This is a genomic window from Phenylobacterium sp., assembly GCF_030697925.1.
GTDB lineage: Bacteria > Pseudomonadota > Alphaproteobacteria > Caulobacterales > Caulobacteraceae > Phenylobacterium.
This window is the reverse complement of record NZ_JAUYOJ010000028.1, coordinates 1-14,147: the sequence shown is the minus strand read 5'-3', so window position 1 is coordinate 14,147 and position 14,147 is coordinate 1. Positions and strand designations below refer to the sequence as shown.

At 66.5% G+C, this 14,147-nt stretch carries 13 protein-coding genes; 2 read left to right on the top strand and 11 right to left on the bottom strand.

Features of this window, described 5'->3' with window-relative positions; translation table 11 throughout:
• Window positions 1-492 precede the first annotated feature (492 nt).
• From Q8Q88_RS03580 to Q8Q88_RS03540, 9 genes are all read right to left on the bottom strand, one after another.
• Window positions 493-903: a response regulator gene (locus Q8Q88_RS03580; RefSeq protein ID WP_305673828.1), complete on the bottom strand. Its 411-nt coding sequence runs from the start codon at window positions 901-903 to the stop codon at window positions 493-495.
• Window positions 900-3,707 carry an ATP-binding protein gene (locus Q8Q88_RS03575; protein ID WP_305673827.1) on the bottom strand — a complete coding sequence of 936 codons (2,808 nt, stop codon included), beginning with the start codon at window positions 3,705-3,707 and terminating at the stop codon, window positions 900-902. The genes Q8Q88_RS03580 and Q8Q88_RS03575 overlap by 4 nt, the downstream gene beginning before the upstream one ends.
• Before the next feature lie 41 nt (window positions 3,708-3,748).
• Window positions 3,749-4,321 (bottom strand): YfiR family protein, encoded by a 573-nt coding sequence (locus Q8Q88_RS03570; protein WP_305673826.1) that lies wholly within the window; start codon window positions 4,319-4,321, stop codon window positions 3,749-3,751.
• Window positions 4,322-4,323: 2 nt separating this feature from the next.
• Window positions 4,324-6,255 (bottom strand): TonB-dependent siderophore receptor, encoded by a 1,932-nt coding sequence (locus tag Q8Q88_RS03565; protein WP_305673825.1) that lies wholly within the window; start codon window positions 6,253-6,255, stop codon window positions 4,324-4,326.
• Window positions 6,256-7,047: 792 nt separating this feature from the next.
• Window positions 7,048-8,259: a hypothetical protein gene (locus Q8Q88_RS03560; RefSeq protein WP_305673824.1), complete on the bottom strand. Its 1,212-nt coding sequence runs from the start codon at window positions 8,257-8,259 to the stop codon at window positions 7,048-7,050.
• A 586-nt stretch (window positions 8,260-8,845) separates the two neighbouring features.
• Window positions 8,846-9,028 carry a hypothetical protein gene (locus tag Q8Q88_RS03555; protein ID WP_305673823.1) on the bottom strand — a complete coding sequence of 61 codons (183 nt, stop codon included), beginning with the start codon at window positions 9,026-9,028 and terminating at the stop codon, window positions 8,846-8,848.
• A complete protein-coding gene (locus tag Q8Q88_RS24670; protein WP_371129806.1) occupies window positions 9,001-9,408 on the bottom strand; it encodes a response regulator in 408 nt (135 codons plus the stop codon). Before Q8Q88_RS24670 ends, Q8Q88_RS03555 begins: the two co-directional genes overlap by 28 nt.
• 576 nt (window positions 9,409-9,984) lie before the next feature.
• Complete coding sequence (locus Q8Q88_RS03545) at window positions 9,985-10,419, bottom strand: response regulator (RefSeq protein WP_305673821.1); 435 nt, start codon at window positions 10,417-10,419, stop codon at window positions 9,985-9,987.
• Between the two features lie 130 nt (window positions 10,420-10,549).
• Window positions 10,550-12,667 (bottom strand): TonB-dependent siderophore receptor, encoded by a 2,118-nt coding sequence (locus tag Q8Q88_RS03540; protein ID WP_305673820.1) that lies wholly within the window; start codon window positions 12,665-12,667, stop codon window positions 10,550-10,552.
• A 213-nt stretch (window positions 12,668-12,880) separates the two neighbouring features.
• On the opposite strand from Q8Q88_RS03540, the gene Q8Q88_RS03535 reads away from it, so the two are divergent.
• Window positions 12,881-13,105: a hypothetical protein gene (locus tag Q8Q88_RS03535; protein WP_305673819.1), complete on the top strand. Its 225-nt coding sequence runs from the start codon at window positions 12,881-12,883 to the stop codon at window positions 13,103-13,105.
• A complete protein-coding gene (tnpB, locus tag Q8Q88_RS03530) occupies window positions 13,102-13,299 on the top strand; it encodes an IS66 family insertion sequence element accessory protein TnpB (protein ID WP_305673818.1) in 198 nt (65 codons plus the stop codon). The genes Q8Q88_RS03535 and tnpB overlap by 4 nt, the downstream gene beginning before the upstream one ends.
• Here tnpB and Q8Q88_RS03525 read toward each other — a convergent pair.
• Together Q8Q88_RS03525 and Q8Q88_RS03520 are read right to left on the bottom strand one after the other, a co-directional pair.
• Window positions 13,272-13,691: a hypothetical protein gene (locus tag Q8Q88_RS03525; protein ID WP_305673817.1), complete on the bottom strand. Its 420-nt coding sequence runs from the start codon at window positions 13,689-13,691 to the stop codon at window positions 13,272-13,274. The genes tnpB and Q8Q88_RS03525 overlap by 28 nt on opposite strands.
• A 128-nt stretch (window positions 13,692-13,819) precedes the next feature.
• Window positions 13,820-14,147: response regulator (locus tag Q8Q88_RS03520; RefSeq protein WP_305673816.1), on the bottom strand; the 328-nt coding region annotated here is incomplete at its 5' end.

Here is a 14,147-nt window from a genome sequence, read left to right as displayed (position 1 = left end):
GGCGACAAGGTCGCGTTCGATCTCAAGCTCGCCGGTGGAGCCGGCGAAATGACGGCGGTGCGGCCTCAATAGGCCTGCGGTCCCTGGGGCGATTGTTGTTCGTCTCAGGGACGCGTCTCTACGTGGCGAGATGTCCGTCTCCAAGGGAGTGGACCCCTACCCCTGCATCCACCCTGATGGCGGGCCCGGAAGCGCCGCCCTTCGCGGCGCACTCGAGAAGGAGGTCTGTTATGAGAAATGGTCTCCCAGCATCTCCGCCACGTTTCCTACGGACGGAGGAAGCGGCTCGGCTCCTGGGCCTGTCCTTGGCGTATCCACTCAACCCTCGGAAAGTAATGCACCACCAAAGTCGGGGCCGAACATCTAATGTCGCAGGACAATATTCGACATTGGCGGACCCAATTTTGGTGTGGACCTCAGTCTCGTCGGGTTGGCGGGTGCTGATCAGCGCTGAAGCGGGGCCTCAACTCGGTCTGATGGCGCCCAACCGGTTCAGATGGCGTGGTCGGATTTGGCGGCCTGATCACGGATGTCCGTCAGGGCCTCGGCGAGGTCTTTCGTTTGGAACGGCTTGGCCAAGGTCAGGACCTGCCGGTAACGCTCATCGAGACTTCCCCGGCCATAGCCGGTCGAGAACACGAACGGAACACGCCGCTGCGAGAGCGCATCGGCCACCGGATAGCTCTTCTGGCCGCCGAGGTTGACATCCAGGATCGCGCCGTCGGTGGTCTCGGCGATCTCATCGACGCGACCGAGCGCCTGAGCCAGGGTCCCGGCCACGCCCACCACGGTGCAGCCCAGATCGGACAGCATGTCTTCGAGCAGCATGGAGATCCAGGCCTCGTCTTCGACCACGAACAGGCGAAGCCCTCGCCCCCCGAGGATCATCTGGTTTTGGTTCATCCCAGTGACACCTTCGACGACGAAGGTAGGCGGATGCGGCACCGCACGCCCGCGGGGTCATACTGGACGTCGACCTCGCCATCGAGTTCTCGGGCAAGCCCCTGTTGGACCAACCTCGATCCGACGCCCCGACGTCGGGGCGGTTCCACCCGCGGGCCGCCCTGTTCGATCCAGGCGATCTCCACGACCGCCGGATCGATCGACCGGTCCACCGTCCAATCCACATCCAGGCGTCCGTGCGAGGCCGACAGCGAGCCGTACTTCGAAGCATTGGTGGCGAGCTCATGGAACGCCATGTTGAGCGTCACCGCGGCGTTGACGCCCAGTGTGACCAAGGGCCCGGTGGCCGCCACCCTGGGGGCGCCGTCTCCGTTTATGGCGGCGTAGGGCGCCAAGGTGCGCGCGACGACATCGGCAAGCGTCGCCCCCTCCCAGGAATTGAGCGTCAACAGGTCGTGCGCCTGCGCCAGCGCCGCGATCCGCCCCTGGAACGCCTCGCTGAAATCCGCGGCCGACTCCACATTGCGTTCGGTCTGCATGGCGATCGACTGCACCGTCGCCAGGGTGTTCTTCACCCGATGGTTCAATTCGTCGAGCAGCAGACGTTGCCTCCCCTCGGCGCCCTTGCGCTCGGTCACGTCCATATAGACCGAGGTGACTTCGATCGGCGCGCCCGAGGCGTCGCGCTTGACGTCGCCGCGCCCGGCCAGCCAGCGCACCGACCCGTCCGGCCAGATCACCCGATGCTCGACCTCGATGAACTCATGCAAGCCGCTCTTGACGGTTTTGGCGGCCAGCACGTCCTCTCGATCCTCCGAATGATATCGATCTTCGACATCGCCGAGGGATAGCCGCCGATCGCCTGGGTAGCCGAACAACAGCGCGAAGCCCGGAGTGTGGACGATCTTGCCGGCGGCGATATCGAAGACCACCTCGCCCATCTTCGCAGCGTCCATGGCCAGGCGGAGCTTGGCCTGAGCCCGGGCGGTCTCCAGCTCCTGGTCGCGCGCCGCTACCGTGCGCCGCAGGCGGGCAAGCCGAATCGCGCTCTCGATACGGGCCAGCAGCTCGCGCGCCCCGAACGGCTTGACGATGTAATCGTCGGCTCCTGCCTCCAGCCCCTCGACCCGGGCCTCCTCGCCGGCGCGGGCGGAGAGCAGCAGCACCGGAACCGACTCGGTGGCGGGATCAGCGCGGAGGGCTTTGAGCAGACCAAAACCGTCGAGCGCGCCGGGCATCATCACATCGGTGACCACCAGGTCGGGCGCCGGACCCGCCCTGGCCTCGGCAAGGGCCGCTTCGCCGGTGGCCACCGCGCGTACGTCGTAGCCGCCCTCTTCCAGGATGCGTCTCACATAGGCGCGCATGTCGGCGTTGTCGTCGGCGAGCAACAGGTGGGGGCGACCGCCCTCGGCGGCCGCGAGCGGCGCCTGACCGGCCACCGCCTGCGCCATTTCCTCGGCGTCGGGCAGCCATTGCAGGGCTTCGCCAGCATAGGCCGCGGCGGCGGGCGCCGAATCCGGCCGACGGCGGGGGCCGGCGCTTGGGGTCGGGTCGGCTTCGCGCAGGGGAATGGTGACAATGAACGCGCTGCCCACGCCCGCCGTGCTCTCGGCCCGGATCGTCCCGCCGTGCAGCTTGACCAGTTCCTGCACCAGGGCCAGCCCGATCCCGGTGCCCTCGTGGGTACGCCCCCGCTGCCCTTCCACGCGGTGGAAGCGCTCGAAGATCCTGGCCAGTTCGTGCGCCTCGACGCCCACGCCGGTGTCCCTGACAGCGAGTTCGACCGCCTCGCCGACCTTGTGGAGCGACACGGCGATCCGTCCGTCGAAGGTGAACTTGAAGGCGTTGGAGACGAGGTTGAGGACGATCTTCTCCCACATGTCGCGGTCGACATAGACGTGGGTGAGGCCGGGATCGCTTTGGAAACCGAGCGCGAGCCCGGCCTGGGAGCAGGCCGAGTGGAAGTTGCTGGTCAGCTCGGCGGTGAAGGCAGCCAGATCGGTCGGCTCGTAGACGGCCTGTGTGCGTCCCGCCTCGATGCGCGAGAAATCCAGCAACGTATTGACGAGCTTCAAGAGGCGCTGGGCGTTTCGATGGGCGACCTCCAGGAGAGTCCGGTTCTTCGCCGAGATCTCTTGCTCCGGCCTGGCCAGAAGGCCCTCGATGGGCGCCAGCATCAGTGTCAGCGGGGTGCGGAACTCGTGGCTGACGCTCGAGAAGAAGCTCGTCTTGGCGCGGTCGATCTCGGCCAGGCCCTGCGCCCGGTCGGTGAGCTGGGTGTTCACCTTCCGCAGCGCCGCGTGCGCGTAGCCAAGCCCCACCACGACCAGGGACGCCATGACCATCAACAGTGCGATCCCCGCGTATCGGACGATCCGCCTGGCGAGTGGCTCAGTGAGTGTCCTCAGATAGATGGAGCCCAACGGCGCCGAGCTCTGGATGACCGGCGCGACCACCACCAGACGGTCGTGTTCGAAGGACGCGCCGTGGGCCGGCGCTCTGGAAGGCAGAGGCTGGTCGCGGGTGCGCGCGTAGCTGGCGAGCAGGTCGCCGTCGGCGCCATAGGCGCCGGCGGCCTCGACCTCCGGATTGGCCCGCAGGGCGCCCAGATACTCGCGCGCGGTCGGGATGTCGTCGAAAGCCAGGGCCGCCGTCAGGCTCGCGGCGACGACCTGGGCCTGAACCTCGACCTCCCGGATCTTCTGAGTCCGATACAGACTCTCATTGTAGGCCCCCATGACCAGGCCGACGACCAACAGCGAGACGGCGCACAGCGATGCGACGAGAGGTATCTGCCTCACGCCGCTCGTCCTTGCCGACCACATGGCCATGCTTGCGCCGCCTACGGCCTTGGCCTCACCGAAACCGCGAGGCTCATGAGCTTCGAATTGATAAGGATGCCGTTCCGGGAAGCGGCCTGATCGTCGATGGCGAAACGGACGCGGTTGTCCTTGATGACAAACCGGATGATCCCGCCGGCGCCGGCGTCGCTGGCCGAGTCAGTCACAGTCAGCACGGGCTTGCCGCGCACCGCGCGCAGCGCCTCGGCCACCGACTGCGTATCCGAACCGGCGGCATAGAGGATCTGACAGCCGGTCTCACGGTCCACCTTCGCCAGACGGCGGGCCACGATCGGGCGGCCGGTTTGCTGGCCGCGCAGAGCCTGTTCCAGCAGCCCGCCGAAGGGATCGGCGCCGACAACGCACAGGATGACTGCGCCGGAAGAGGACGTCGTCGTAGCCGCCGGCCATTGGACGAACGGTTCGAGCCTGGAGAGATAGGCCGCCTTCACAGCGTATTCGAGCGAACCGTTCTCAGTTGGACTGGCCGCCCGGGACGTCGTGGCCGTGGCAAGGGCGATCAGGAGCGCCGAACCAGCCCCTACCCATCGTGACGGCGCGCGCGATTGCTTCATGGTCAGAACCTCCACCGCAGGCCGGCGGAGACGCTACGCCGCACCTCCCGCACGGTGGCGCCGCTGGCGATCTCCCGGTGCGAGGCGTCCAGCAGGTTGCGGCCGTCGAGCGACAGCTCGACGGAATCGGTGAGGCGCCAGGCGAGCCGCGCGTCGGCCTCGACATAGGCCGGCGTCGGGTCGTTCGACAGGCTGTCGACGGCGCGCAGCCTGACGTCCAGGTCTGTGGCCGGCGACAGTCTTCCCTGTGCGCGCAGCTGAACCTGGTAATCCGGGTCGAGCCCGAAGGAACTCACCGGTACATTGGTGTGGCCGGGCTTGAGGCGCAGATCCTTGTGCAGGGTGCTGATCCCGGCGCTGAGCCGCCAGTCGTCGTTCAGATCGTAGGCTCCCCAGGCCTCCACGCCGTAGGTGCTTCCCTCGATGCCATTGGCGACCACGATCGGCAGGCGGCCCCCCGATACGAACTCCGCCGAGCGAAGGTCGCTATAGCGATTGTAGAACAGCGAGACCGACAGGCTCGCCCGATCTAACGGCTGGCCGCGATAGCCCGCCTCATAGGCGGTCAGCCCTTCCGACTGGAATTGCCCGGCGACCAGGATGCCCGGCGCCACCAGATCGCGGTCGACGCGGCTGGGCGTGCGCACGGCGCGGGAGATCGCCCCCCACAGCATGGCGCTGTCCGTGGGCCGCCAGGCCAGGCGGGCGCTTGGCAGGTATTCGGTTCCCGAATAGCTGCTGTCCTCGAGCTTGATCCCGAGCGTCAGGGTCAGATCGGGGCGCAAGGCGATCTCGTCCTGCACGAAGATGTCGCCCAGGCCCACATCGCGGCGCGGCGGGACCAGGAACAGTATGTTGGTGCTGTTGACCAGGCTCTCCCGGGTCACGCGGTAGCCCGCCCCCCAGACCACCTGATGTTTCTCGCCGAGCGAAAGGTTGTGCTGTCCGCGGACCTCGAAGGTCTGAACCGAATCCCGCAGGGTGAGCAGCGAGCGTTCGGCGTCGTCGTAATAGGCCTGCAGCTCCAGGCCGGAGCCGTCGTCGAGCCTGCGCGTCCATCTGGCGAGCAGGTCGCCGCCCCAGAGCTTGCCCCTGGGGTCGTTGTCGACGGTGGCGCGATAGGCGTCGCCCTGGACCGTGTAGGCGTCCTTCCCGGCGTCGGCGTCGACGCGGAAGCCCAGTTGACCGCCCTGCCAACCATCCCCGGCGCTGGCGCCGGTCGGCGTTCGCGCCGCATCGCGGTCGAAACCCGTGGCGTAGATGCGATAGGTCGCGCTGTCGCCGAGCGCGCCGCCGAACCGCAGGCTGGCGTTGCGTTGCAGGTCGCCGCCGCTGACCTCCACCAAGCCGCCCTGGCTGTCGCCGCTGCCGCGGGTGATGATATTGATGACGCCGTTGACGGCGTTGGCGCCCCAGAGCGTTCCGCCCGGCCCGCTGATCACCTCGATCCGCTCGACGTCGCTCATCAGCACGTTCACGCCGTCCCAATAGACGGTGGCGTTGAGCGGCGTGTAGACGCTGCGCCCGTCGACCAGCACGAGCAGCTTGTTGGAGCCTTGTGACGCGTTGAAGCCGCGCGCCGCCATGGCGTAGCTGCGCGCATTCACCTGGGCGACCGTCAGGTTCGGCGCCAGGCGCAGAGCCTCCGGAAGGCTCGCCGCACCCGAGCGCAGGATGTCTTCCCGGGTGATGACGTAGATTGCCGCCGCTGAATTGCTCAGGCTTTCCGGCCGCTTCGCGACGGACGTGATCTCGATGTTGGCCAGGTCTTCAATGGACATATGGCTGAGGTCCTCGGGTAGGACCTCAGCCGCGATCGTCGGCGTCCCGATCGAGCCGATCGCCGCGATCTGCCACAACAGGACGATCAGGACCGCCTTCGCGCGCGCCCTGCCCGTGTCCGCCTCGCCCCTCCATCGCCCCTCTGCCCGCATGCCAATTCCAGTTCAACACCAAGAGGCCTCTTGAACGAGGTGACCGCTCAGGGAGCGCTCTGCGCGGTGTCACGCATCGTGCCTCATGGCAGGCGCCAGCAGGACCCGCAGGGGGCGTCGCGGAGGCGACTCAGCCGCCGTGGCTCACCAAGGCCTTGCCAGAGCCGCCTTCAATGCCTCGCCGCCAGCGGGTCAAGTCCGCTGCATCATGGCTGCCCCATGACGGTCGCGGCGCCAGCGATTCTAGACCGTCGCGCGCTGAGCCGATAGCAATCGATTCAACTTTTACTAGCTGTTGCTGGACCCACTACCCATTGTGGGTTTGCGACGTGTCGCGGGGCCACAGGCGCCAACACCGGACCGGGCTGCGGAACCCCTCAGCCCGGCTTGGCCGTCATGCAATCGCGGTCGCCGCCGGCCAGTTCGCCACGGCCACGGCCTCGGCCCCGACCCGGCCGGCCGGGTCGGCGGCGCGGCTACGCGCGTGCTCCCTGTGACGACAAGCGCCGCGCGGGCTGAAGCGATACGCCAGGCCGCCCAGCGGTTCATCGCCCAACCCATGCGGCTACCGACCGGTCTATTTCTGTTTGGCGCACCGACCGACGCAGTCGACATTCTCGGTGCAGCGCGGGCCGATGCTGACGGGGCGCTCATTCACTTAATATCTGGCTAGGTACGCGTCGCTTGCGTCGACAACCGAAGGCCGATGGCGCGGCTCGCGGCGTGATCGACGCCCTTCCCTGGCTGTCGACGAAAACCAAGTTTCCAGGCGATTTGCGGTGGGGAAATGTCCTAGTCGACCCTGGGGCCGCCTTGAACGCCGAGCCGCCTTGTGGCGGCGCTCGCTTGTTCAGCGACGGGGCCCGGCGGCGCGGTCTCGCCGCTGGCCATCCGCTGAAAGAGTTCGAGCTTCTTGGGCCGCGGCATCAACGCGTTCGTCAATCCCTTGATCACGCCGTGGCGCTGATCGATTCTGCCAGCGAGTTCGCCGATATAGGTCAAGAGCTGCTCGGCCCCCGCGACGCCGGCGCCGGCGCGGGCGATGCGACGATAGAAGCGCGCGAGGTCCAGGATCATGGTCTCGGGGCCATTGGCGGGATCCAGCGTCTCCGTGGAGAACCGCGCCGAGGTCACGTTCGCTTCGACAAGGCGAAACGCACGAAGGCGGTTGGCGTCTCCGGCGACGTTCTCCAGCACCAGGAGCAGAGCGGCGCCTTCGGCCAGCGGTGAGGCCACCCCCTCGAGCAAGGTATTGATGAAGCCGGGTTCCACCAGACGCCGCGAGCGTTCGACGATCGCGTCGCGCACCTCGTCGTCCGGCAGGCTCCCCCCGGCCGAGGCCGTGAGCATCACAGCCAGGACCCGCGTCAGCTCGATCTCAGCTGCGACGCTATCGGGACGCAGGCGGCCCGGCGCCTGAAGTTCGCGCAGGACCCGCTTGCCTAGGTCGATCCGCAGCTCGGGAAACATACCTTGATCCAGGCATCGCATCACGCCGGCGGCGACCTCCGACGGCGGCGAGGCCTCGCTCGCCAGCGACGGGTGGAGCCTCGTCACAGCCTCGACCACCTGACCATGGGCCAAGCGGATCAGAGCCAGGGCCAGTCCGCCACGATCCAGTTCTTGGCCGACGACGCTCGCCAAGCCAACATCGGAGCCAAGAATCTCGCTGATCGGCTGCTCAAGAACCGAGAGCGCAAGTTCGCGGGCGGCAGGATCCGTGGGGGCTTCGGCCAACAGGTCGAGCACCACCTGGACCTTGGCGTTCCAGCTTTCGGCCTGGGCGAGCCCGCGGGCTACGCCGGCGCCCAACAGATACCGCCCGTCCGGCGTCTTGAGCAGGTCGATGCAGACCTGGGCGAAGGTCCCACGCTCAATCTCCGGAAGGCGGCCTTGCTTGTCGTCTCTCAGGAGGGTCGCGACCGCCTCGTCCACAACGCGCTGCAAGCTGCGAATGATCTCGTGAACGCTGGTTTTTCGCGCCAGCGCCGCCGGGACCGCCACCTTCTGCATGGCGTGCTGCAGCTCTGCGCCCGCCGCGACAAGCTTCCTGACGAGATCAGGGCGATGGATCAGCTCGAACGGCGTGGCCAGATTGCGGGCGAGCCAGCCTTCCAGCAGGGCGCCGATCTGGCGGCGGCCTTGGACGTCGTAGAGGTGGCTCGGTTCGGAGCAGATCGATCTACCGTCGCGCGGCGGCATAAGTTGAGTTCCGTTTCTGGGTTTGCGAAGCGTGGCGGGTGGCCTGTTTCGGCTCGCTCGCGGACCGCATGACGCAAGTGGCTTCCGAGTGGGATTGGCCGCCTCACCTGTTCTGACAGTAGTAAATTATTGCAGAATGGAGACATAGGCGCGCGTGCCGGACCGCCGGCGGACTACGAGTTGGGCGCCTTCTCGACGCCACGGATTCTGGCGAGATTTCCGACCTTTAGGTGGCTGTGTCGAAACGCCCTGGGGAAGGACGGATGCGGCGGGTTGTCGCGGGGGCAAGTTTGGCAGCCGACAACACGGACATGGCGAGTGGTCGTGAATGGCGCCGACGGATGGGCCTTGGCCAACAGGCGGCGAGGCGAGCGACCCATCCGCACGCCTAGCGCGTTTTCCTGTCGATGAGTTCGACCAACCGGCCGTTCTGCCAAAGCTCCGCCTTGGCGGCGCCCTCGGCCAGCACGCCGAAGCGTAGGCGCGCCTCGTCATCGTCCGGGCACAGGAACTCTTCGACGAATTCAGCTCGCCCATTGGGCTTCACGATATACGCGCGATAGGGCGGCACCACGGTCTCTCGCCGCGCACGTGGCTCGGCAGATGCCGATTGTAGGCCGAAAGCCAATCCATGCTTGGAATTTCGTCGAACTCGAGCCTTCGTCCCTTTGTCACGGCGAGGGTGTCGGGGAAAACGCGGGCCCAATGCTCCGACCCGGCCGCAGAGGCCATTGATCGCCTGCGTGATCTGACCAACCCGATGTGGACCTTCGGCCAGCGCTCATGCGCGCGGCGCGTCAGGCCCAGTCCGTCGAAGCGGCCTGGCATGTTCACATCCGTAGACAGGACGCCCACATCGGATCGCCGGCGGAGAACCTCAAGCGCATGGTCCGCTCCATCGGCGCCCGCAACGTCATACCCTTCCTCCGCGAGCGCGGACGTCGTCACCATCCGGACAAGCGGTCCGTCGTCGACGAGCAAGATCAGGGGGTGTCGCATGCTTTCCATCCCGGCCCGATTGACCAAAATCAGGGAGATTTCGCCGACCGCGAGTCGCGGCGCTGCCACCCAAAACGATAAATGATCTATGGATGGCTGACGCCTCCCGCGCCTCGCCTTTTGCGGGTGGTGCTCAACTCCCGCCTGTCAGGTCTTGCCGCGTCCATCCCCATGGCTCCTCATCATCGCCTCGCCGTCACGACCGGCGTGGCTGGAGCAGCAGTTCGGGAGTCGCCGCCTGCCTCAGCGGCCCCGATGCGCGCGTGGGGGTTCGGGTGCGTCTTCGTGATGCTCGACGGTAAGCGCCCGGGGCGGGTTGGCAGACCACCCTCCTGGGTGAGTAGCGCATGATGGGGAACGCCTCGGAGTTGGCGGTCGTACGGCTCGCAGGAGCCGGCCGGTCAAGAGGCCATCCTCGCGCACGTTGACGGCCAGGACGTAGGGGCCGGGCCGTCCTCGGATGGCTTGGCTCGCCCGCAGAACGTCACCGAGGGACGCATCATCGGGGCGCCGTCGTTCGGGACGCTGCTAGGTGTGTTCCGCCGCCAGCTCCCGCAGGATCATGACGAGGAGGCCGGGGTCGAACGGCTTGGCCACATGGGCTGCGCCGGGGACGCCGAACTTTTCAACCGAGTCATGGTGAGCGCTGGAGAGGAAGATCACGGGGATCGCCCCGTTCAGTCGTCTCGCATAGCGCGCGACTTCGAAGCCCATCCTCCCGCCACCGACGTCTATGTCGACGATGAGGGCGTGCAGCGTCGAGGCTTCTTGGTCCACGGCCCTGTATGCCGCCACCGGGGTGGACACGCACATGACGTCGAAACCCCGATCTCCAAGCAAGTTGTTCAACAGGACGCAGATCTTATCGTCAGCGTCCACCGCAAGCACCCGAAACTCGAACTCCATACGACCCACCAACCTGCGATAACGCCCGCCATGCCGCCCCCTCGAACGCAGGCGCATAGGGCGGGTTCCGAACATTGGCTGCGGCATTCTCGCGCCAGTTGCGCCTGGCTCGTGAGCTGAGCGACTGATCGCCCGGCACGGCGCAGGCTCAGCGCGCTCGAGGCCGTGCGCCAGATGGGCTTGTCGCCTAGAATCTCGCTGTCAGCGAGGCGCGGATCGTGCGAGGCGCGCCGGGAGTGATGTTGTTGTTGGAATGCGCGGTCGGGAAATAGTCCTCATCGAGCAGGTTCTCGACATTCACCTGAACCTTGACGTGTTCTGTCAGGTCATGGAACACGGCGGCGTCGACGCGGGTGAAACTCGGCAGGGTCACCGCGTTGTCGATCGCCGCGAACATCTCGCCCTGATAGATCAGGCCCAGACCCACGGCCCAGGCGTCAGCCATCCGGTATTTGTTCCACAGCGAGAGAGTGTTCTGGGGCGTCAGCGCCGCCTTACGACCGACCGGGGCTGCCACGGTGGCGCTGGTGATTTCGGCCTCCTGATGGGCGTAGCCCCCAACGATCTCCCAGACTTCGGTGATCTTGCCAGAAACACCGACTTCGAAGCCCTTGGTGCGTTGGCTGCCGGTCTGGACCGTGACCGAAGGATTGAGCGGATCGCGCGCCGTGGTGTTGTCGCGGTCGAGCTGGTAGACGGCCGCCGAGAGCATCAGATTGGGATTGATCTCCCACTTCAGCCCGGCCTCATAGTTCTCAAATGCCTCCGGCTCGAGGGTCTTTGACGTGGCGGTCAGCGAGGCGAACTGGTCTCCGGAGCTCGGCAGGAATGACTTTGAATAGCTGAGATAGAGCGAGATCGGGTCCGTCGGCTTGTAGATCACCCCGACCCTGGGCGAGACGAGGTCGTCGGTGCGGTTGAGACGCTGGCCGGTCCGCTTGTCATGGAAGTCGAGATCGAAGGAATCGAAGCGCAGCCCAGCGATCACCTGCCATTGCGCGCTAAGCTCGATCTGGTCCTGGACATAGACCGCCGCCACCTTGGCCACGACATTGTTGTCGGCGTCGGTGGCGCTCTGCCGGAAGGTAATGGCGGGCGCAAAGATCGTGGGCGCAGCGAGCGGGACGTTGATCGAGGTGGCGGTGTTGCCGAAGAAGCCGGTGTTTCGGAAATTGTCGGTCTCCTGGCGGCCGAACTCGGCCCCGACAAGCACCACGTGCTTCACCGAGCCGGTCTGCGTCTTCCAGACTAGATCGGTTTGGTTGAACAGATTCTCGCGCTGCGACGGGTTGTTGTAGGCCGAAAGGCTCGCCAGCGTCTGGGCTGGGTTCACCCCACCGGGGAAGACGTTCTGATAGAACTTGTCGTACTGGGCCAAGGTGGTGTGGTTGCGAAGCACCAAGCTGTCGCTGAGGCGATACTCGACCGTGGCGCTCAGGGCGTCGACCTCAGCCGCGGCATAGCTCAGGTCCGGCGCGCCGAAGAAGGTCGAGCGCGACGTCCGCGCCGGCCGGCCGTTCACAGACGGCACGCCGCGGTCGACGGTCCGCTCGTCTTCGAAGTGCTCATAGAGCACCCGTAGGGTCAGCCGGTCGCGGGCGGTGAAGGTGAGGGTCGGGCTGATCCCCCAGCGCTCGAGGCTCACATGGTCGCGGTAGCTCCCAGAGTCCTCGTAGAGCAGGTTCAAACGCCCGGCGAGGCGATCGCCCAGCGGTTGGTTCAGGTCAGCGGTCACTCGCTCATGGTCGTACGAGCCGTACTCCAAGTGGATTTCGCGCGAGGGGTCCCAGCTAGCCTGCTTGGTGACCCGATTGATCACCCCGCCGCCGCCGCCGCGGCCGAAGATCATGGCGTTGGGGCCTTTCAGCACCTCGACGCGCTGGGCGTTGTAGATGTCGCGGTAGTATTGGACATCGTCCCGCACGCCGTCGACGAAGAAGTCCGCGGTCGAGGCGTTGCCACGTATGGTCGGGGCGTCGCGATGGCCCTCCCCCTGGCCCATGGTCACCCCCGGAACGTAGCGGACCACGTCGGCCATGCTCTGCATCGCCGTGTCCGCCATGAACGCCTCGCCGATAACCGTGATCGATTGCGGCACGTCGCTCAAGGGGGTGTCGGTCTTGGTGGCGGTGGAGGTGCGCCGATCATCCTTGCGCCCAAACACGGTGACGCCCGAGATCTCCGCCGCCGCGGCGGCCGTGACCATCGCCAGGTCCAGATCAGCCGCGGCGGCCTGGAACGGCAGGGCCAAGCTCGCCCCGCCCGCCATCAGGAGCATAACGAACGCCTTACCGCGGGCTTGCACGCCCGTCTTCCGCCGAATTTCCACGAAGCCCCTCAAGATTCCAGATGCGACTGATATTGCGAGGCGTTCTTAATTATGTGTCGCCGCCTTGGCAATGCCGATCCTTTGCAAAGAGGTCAATCTGCGGGACGAACTTATCCGCGCCTTGCCGGCATCGGGCCTGAAGGCGTCGTCCTTTCAGGGCCCAGGAGGTATGCAGCGTCTGTCGGCGAGGTGTCGGAGCGCTACGGTCTGGCCAAGACGCAGTTGTTCACCTGGCGGCGCGAGGCGCGCCGCCAGGTCGTGGTCGAGGATCCGGCGGACCAGGAAGAGCCCCAGGTTGGCGGCGGCGCGATCGAGATCGAGCTGCCAGGCGCGCGGGTGCGGATCGGCCGCGAGGCCGACGCGAGGATGGCGATGGCGGTGGCGGTGATCGGCGCCTTGCGGGCAGGTCGGTGATCGCTCCGGCGGGCGCGCTCCGGGTGCTGGTGGCGGCCAAGCCGGTGGATTTCCGTAAAGGCGCCGAGGGTCTGGCGGGGCTGGTGCGCGAGCAGATGGCGGCCGATCCGTTCTCCGGGACGGTCCATGTCTTCCGCGACAAGCGGGCCGATAGGATCAAGCTGATCTACTGGGACAGCACGGGGCTGGGGTAGGTGCGCGTCGGCACGGTCGCGCCAGGTTCGAGCTTCAGATCCGAGGCGTCCTTGCGCTCGAGCCAGATCTCCACCTCGGTCAGCGCCTGGACCAATTCACGCAGCGATTCGACCGAGATCGCCGGCTTGCCCCAAGGGAACCACCGCTCGTCGATCACGATGTGGAAGATTCGATCCGAGCGGAAAACAAAGAAAGTCTCGATCGGCGGGCTTGGCACATCGACCTCGTCCGCAAGGTTGATGTTCTCCAGCGGTGCCGGCGGTTGCGGGGGATACTCATCGGTGTCTGGCCACCTCCGAAGTTGGGGCGGCGACGCCGCGGGGCGCTGGTAGCGCCTTCTCTTCTTGGGCAGAATTACTGCGCGCCGCTCGTGCGCAACGCCGCTATCCAATTCCGTCCCGGAAGACCGCGCGCAACTCGAATGCGGGAGCGTACTTCACGATGCACCTACGAGGTGGGCCCATAGCAAGACGCCAGGTCGGGAAGGGGGGCGCAGCTTGGTCGTCGGAGGGACGCGACTTACCGCGCGACGGTGTGAGCTATCTGGTGCTCGCTCGTCGTCGGGGTGTTCTCAACCAGCCGGCTGATTTCCCGCAGGAGCATCGCAGGCGAGATTGGCTTTCCGACGACACCGTCCATGCCGGCGGCGAGGTAGCTCTCGCACTGGTGCGCCAGCACGTTGGCCGTCAGCGCGATGATCGGCGTGGAGGCTGCGGAACCGGCGGACGCACGGATGCGTCGCGTCGCTTCCATCCCGTCGAGCCGCGGCATTTGGATGTCCATCAGAATGAGGTCGAAGTCGCCGCCCAGGACGGCTTCGACGCCTTGCTCGCCGTCCTCCGCCGTG

What these genes read in the sequence shown, in the direction of transcription:
- Q8Q88_RS03580 (WP_305673828.1), bottom strand. Translation starts at nt 903, where the DNA reads ATGAACCAAAACCAGATGATCCTCGGGGGGCGAGGGCTTCGCCTGTTC.
- Q8Q88_RS03570 (WP_305673826.1), bottom strand. Translation starts at nt 4,321, where the DNA reads ATGAAGCAATCGCGCGCGCCGTCACGATGGGTAGGGGCTGGTTCGGCG.
- Q8Q88_RS03565 (WP_305673825.1), bottom strand. Translation starts at nt 6,255, where the DNA reads ATGCGGGCAGAGGGGCGATGGAGGGGCGAGGCGGACACGGGCAGGGCG.
- Q8Q88_RS24670 (WP_371129806.1), bottom strand. Translation starts at nt 9,408, where the DNA reads ATGGTGACGACGTCCGCGCTCGCGGAGGAAGGGTATGACGTTGCGGGC.
- Q8Q88_RS03545 (WP_305673821.1), bottom strand. Translation starts at nt 10,419, where the DNA reads ATGCGCCTGCGTTCGAGGGGGCGGCATGGCGGGCGTTATCGCAGGTTG.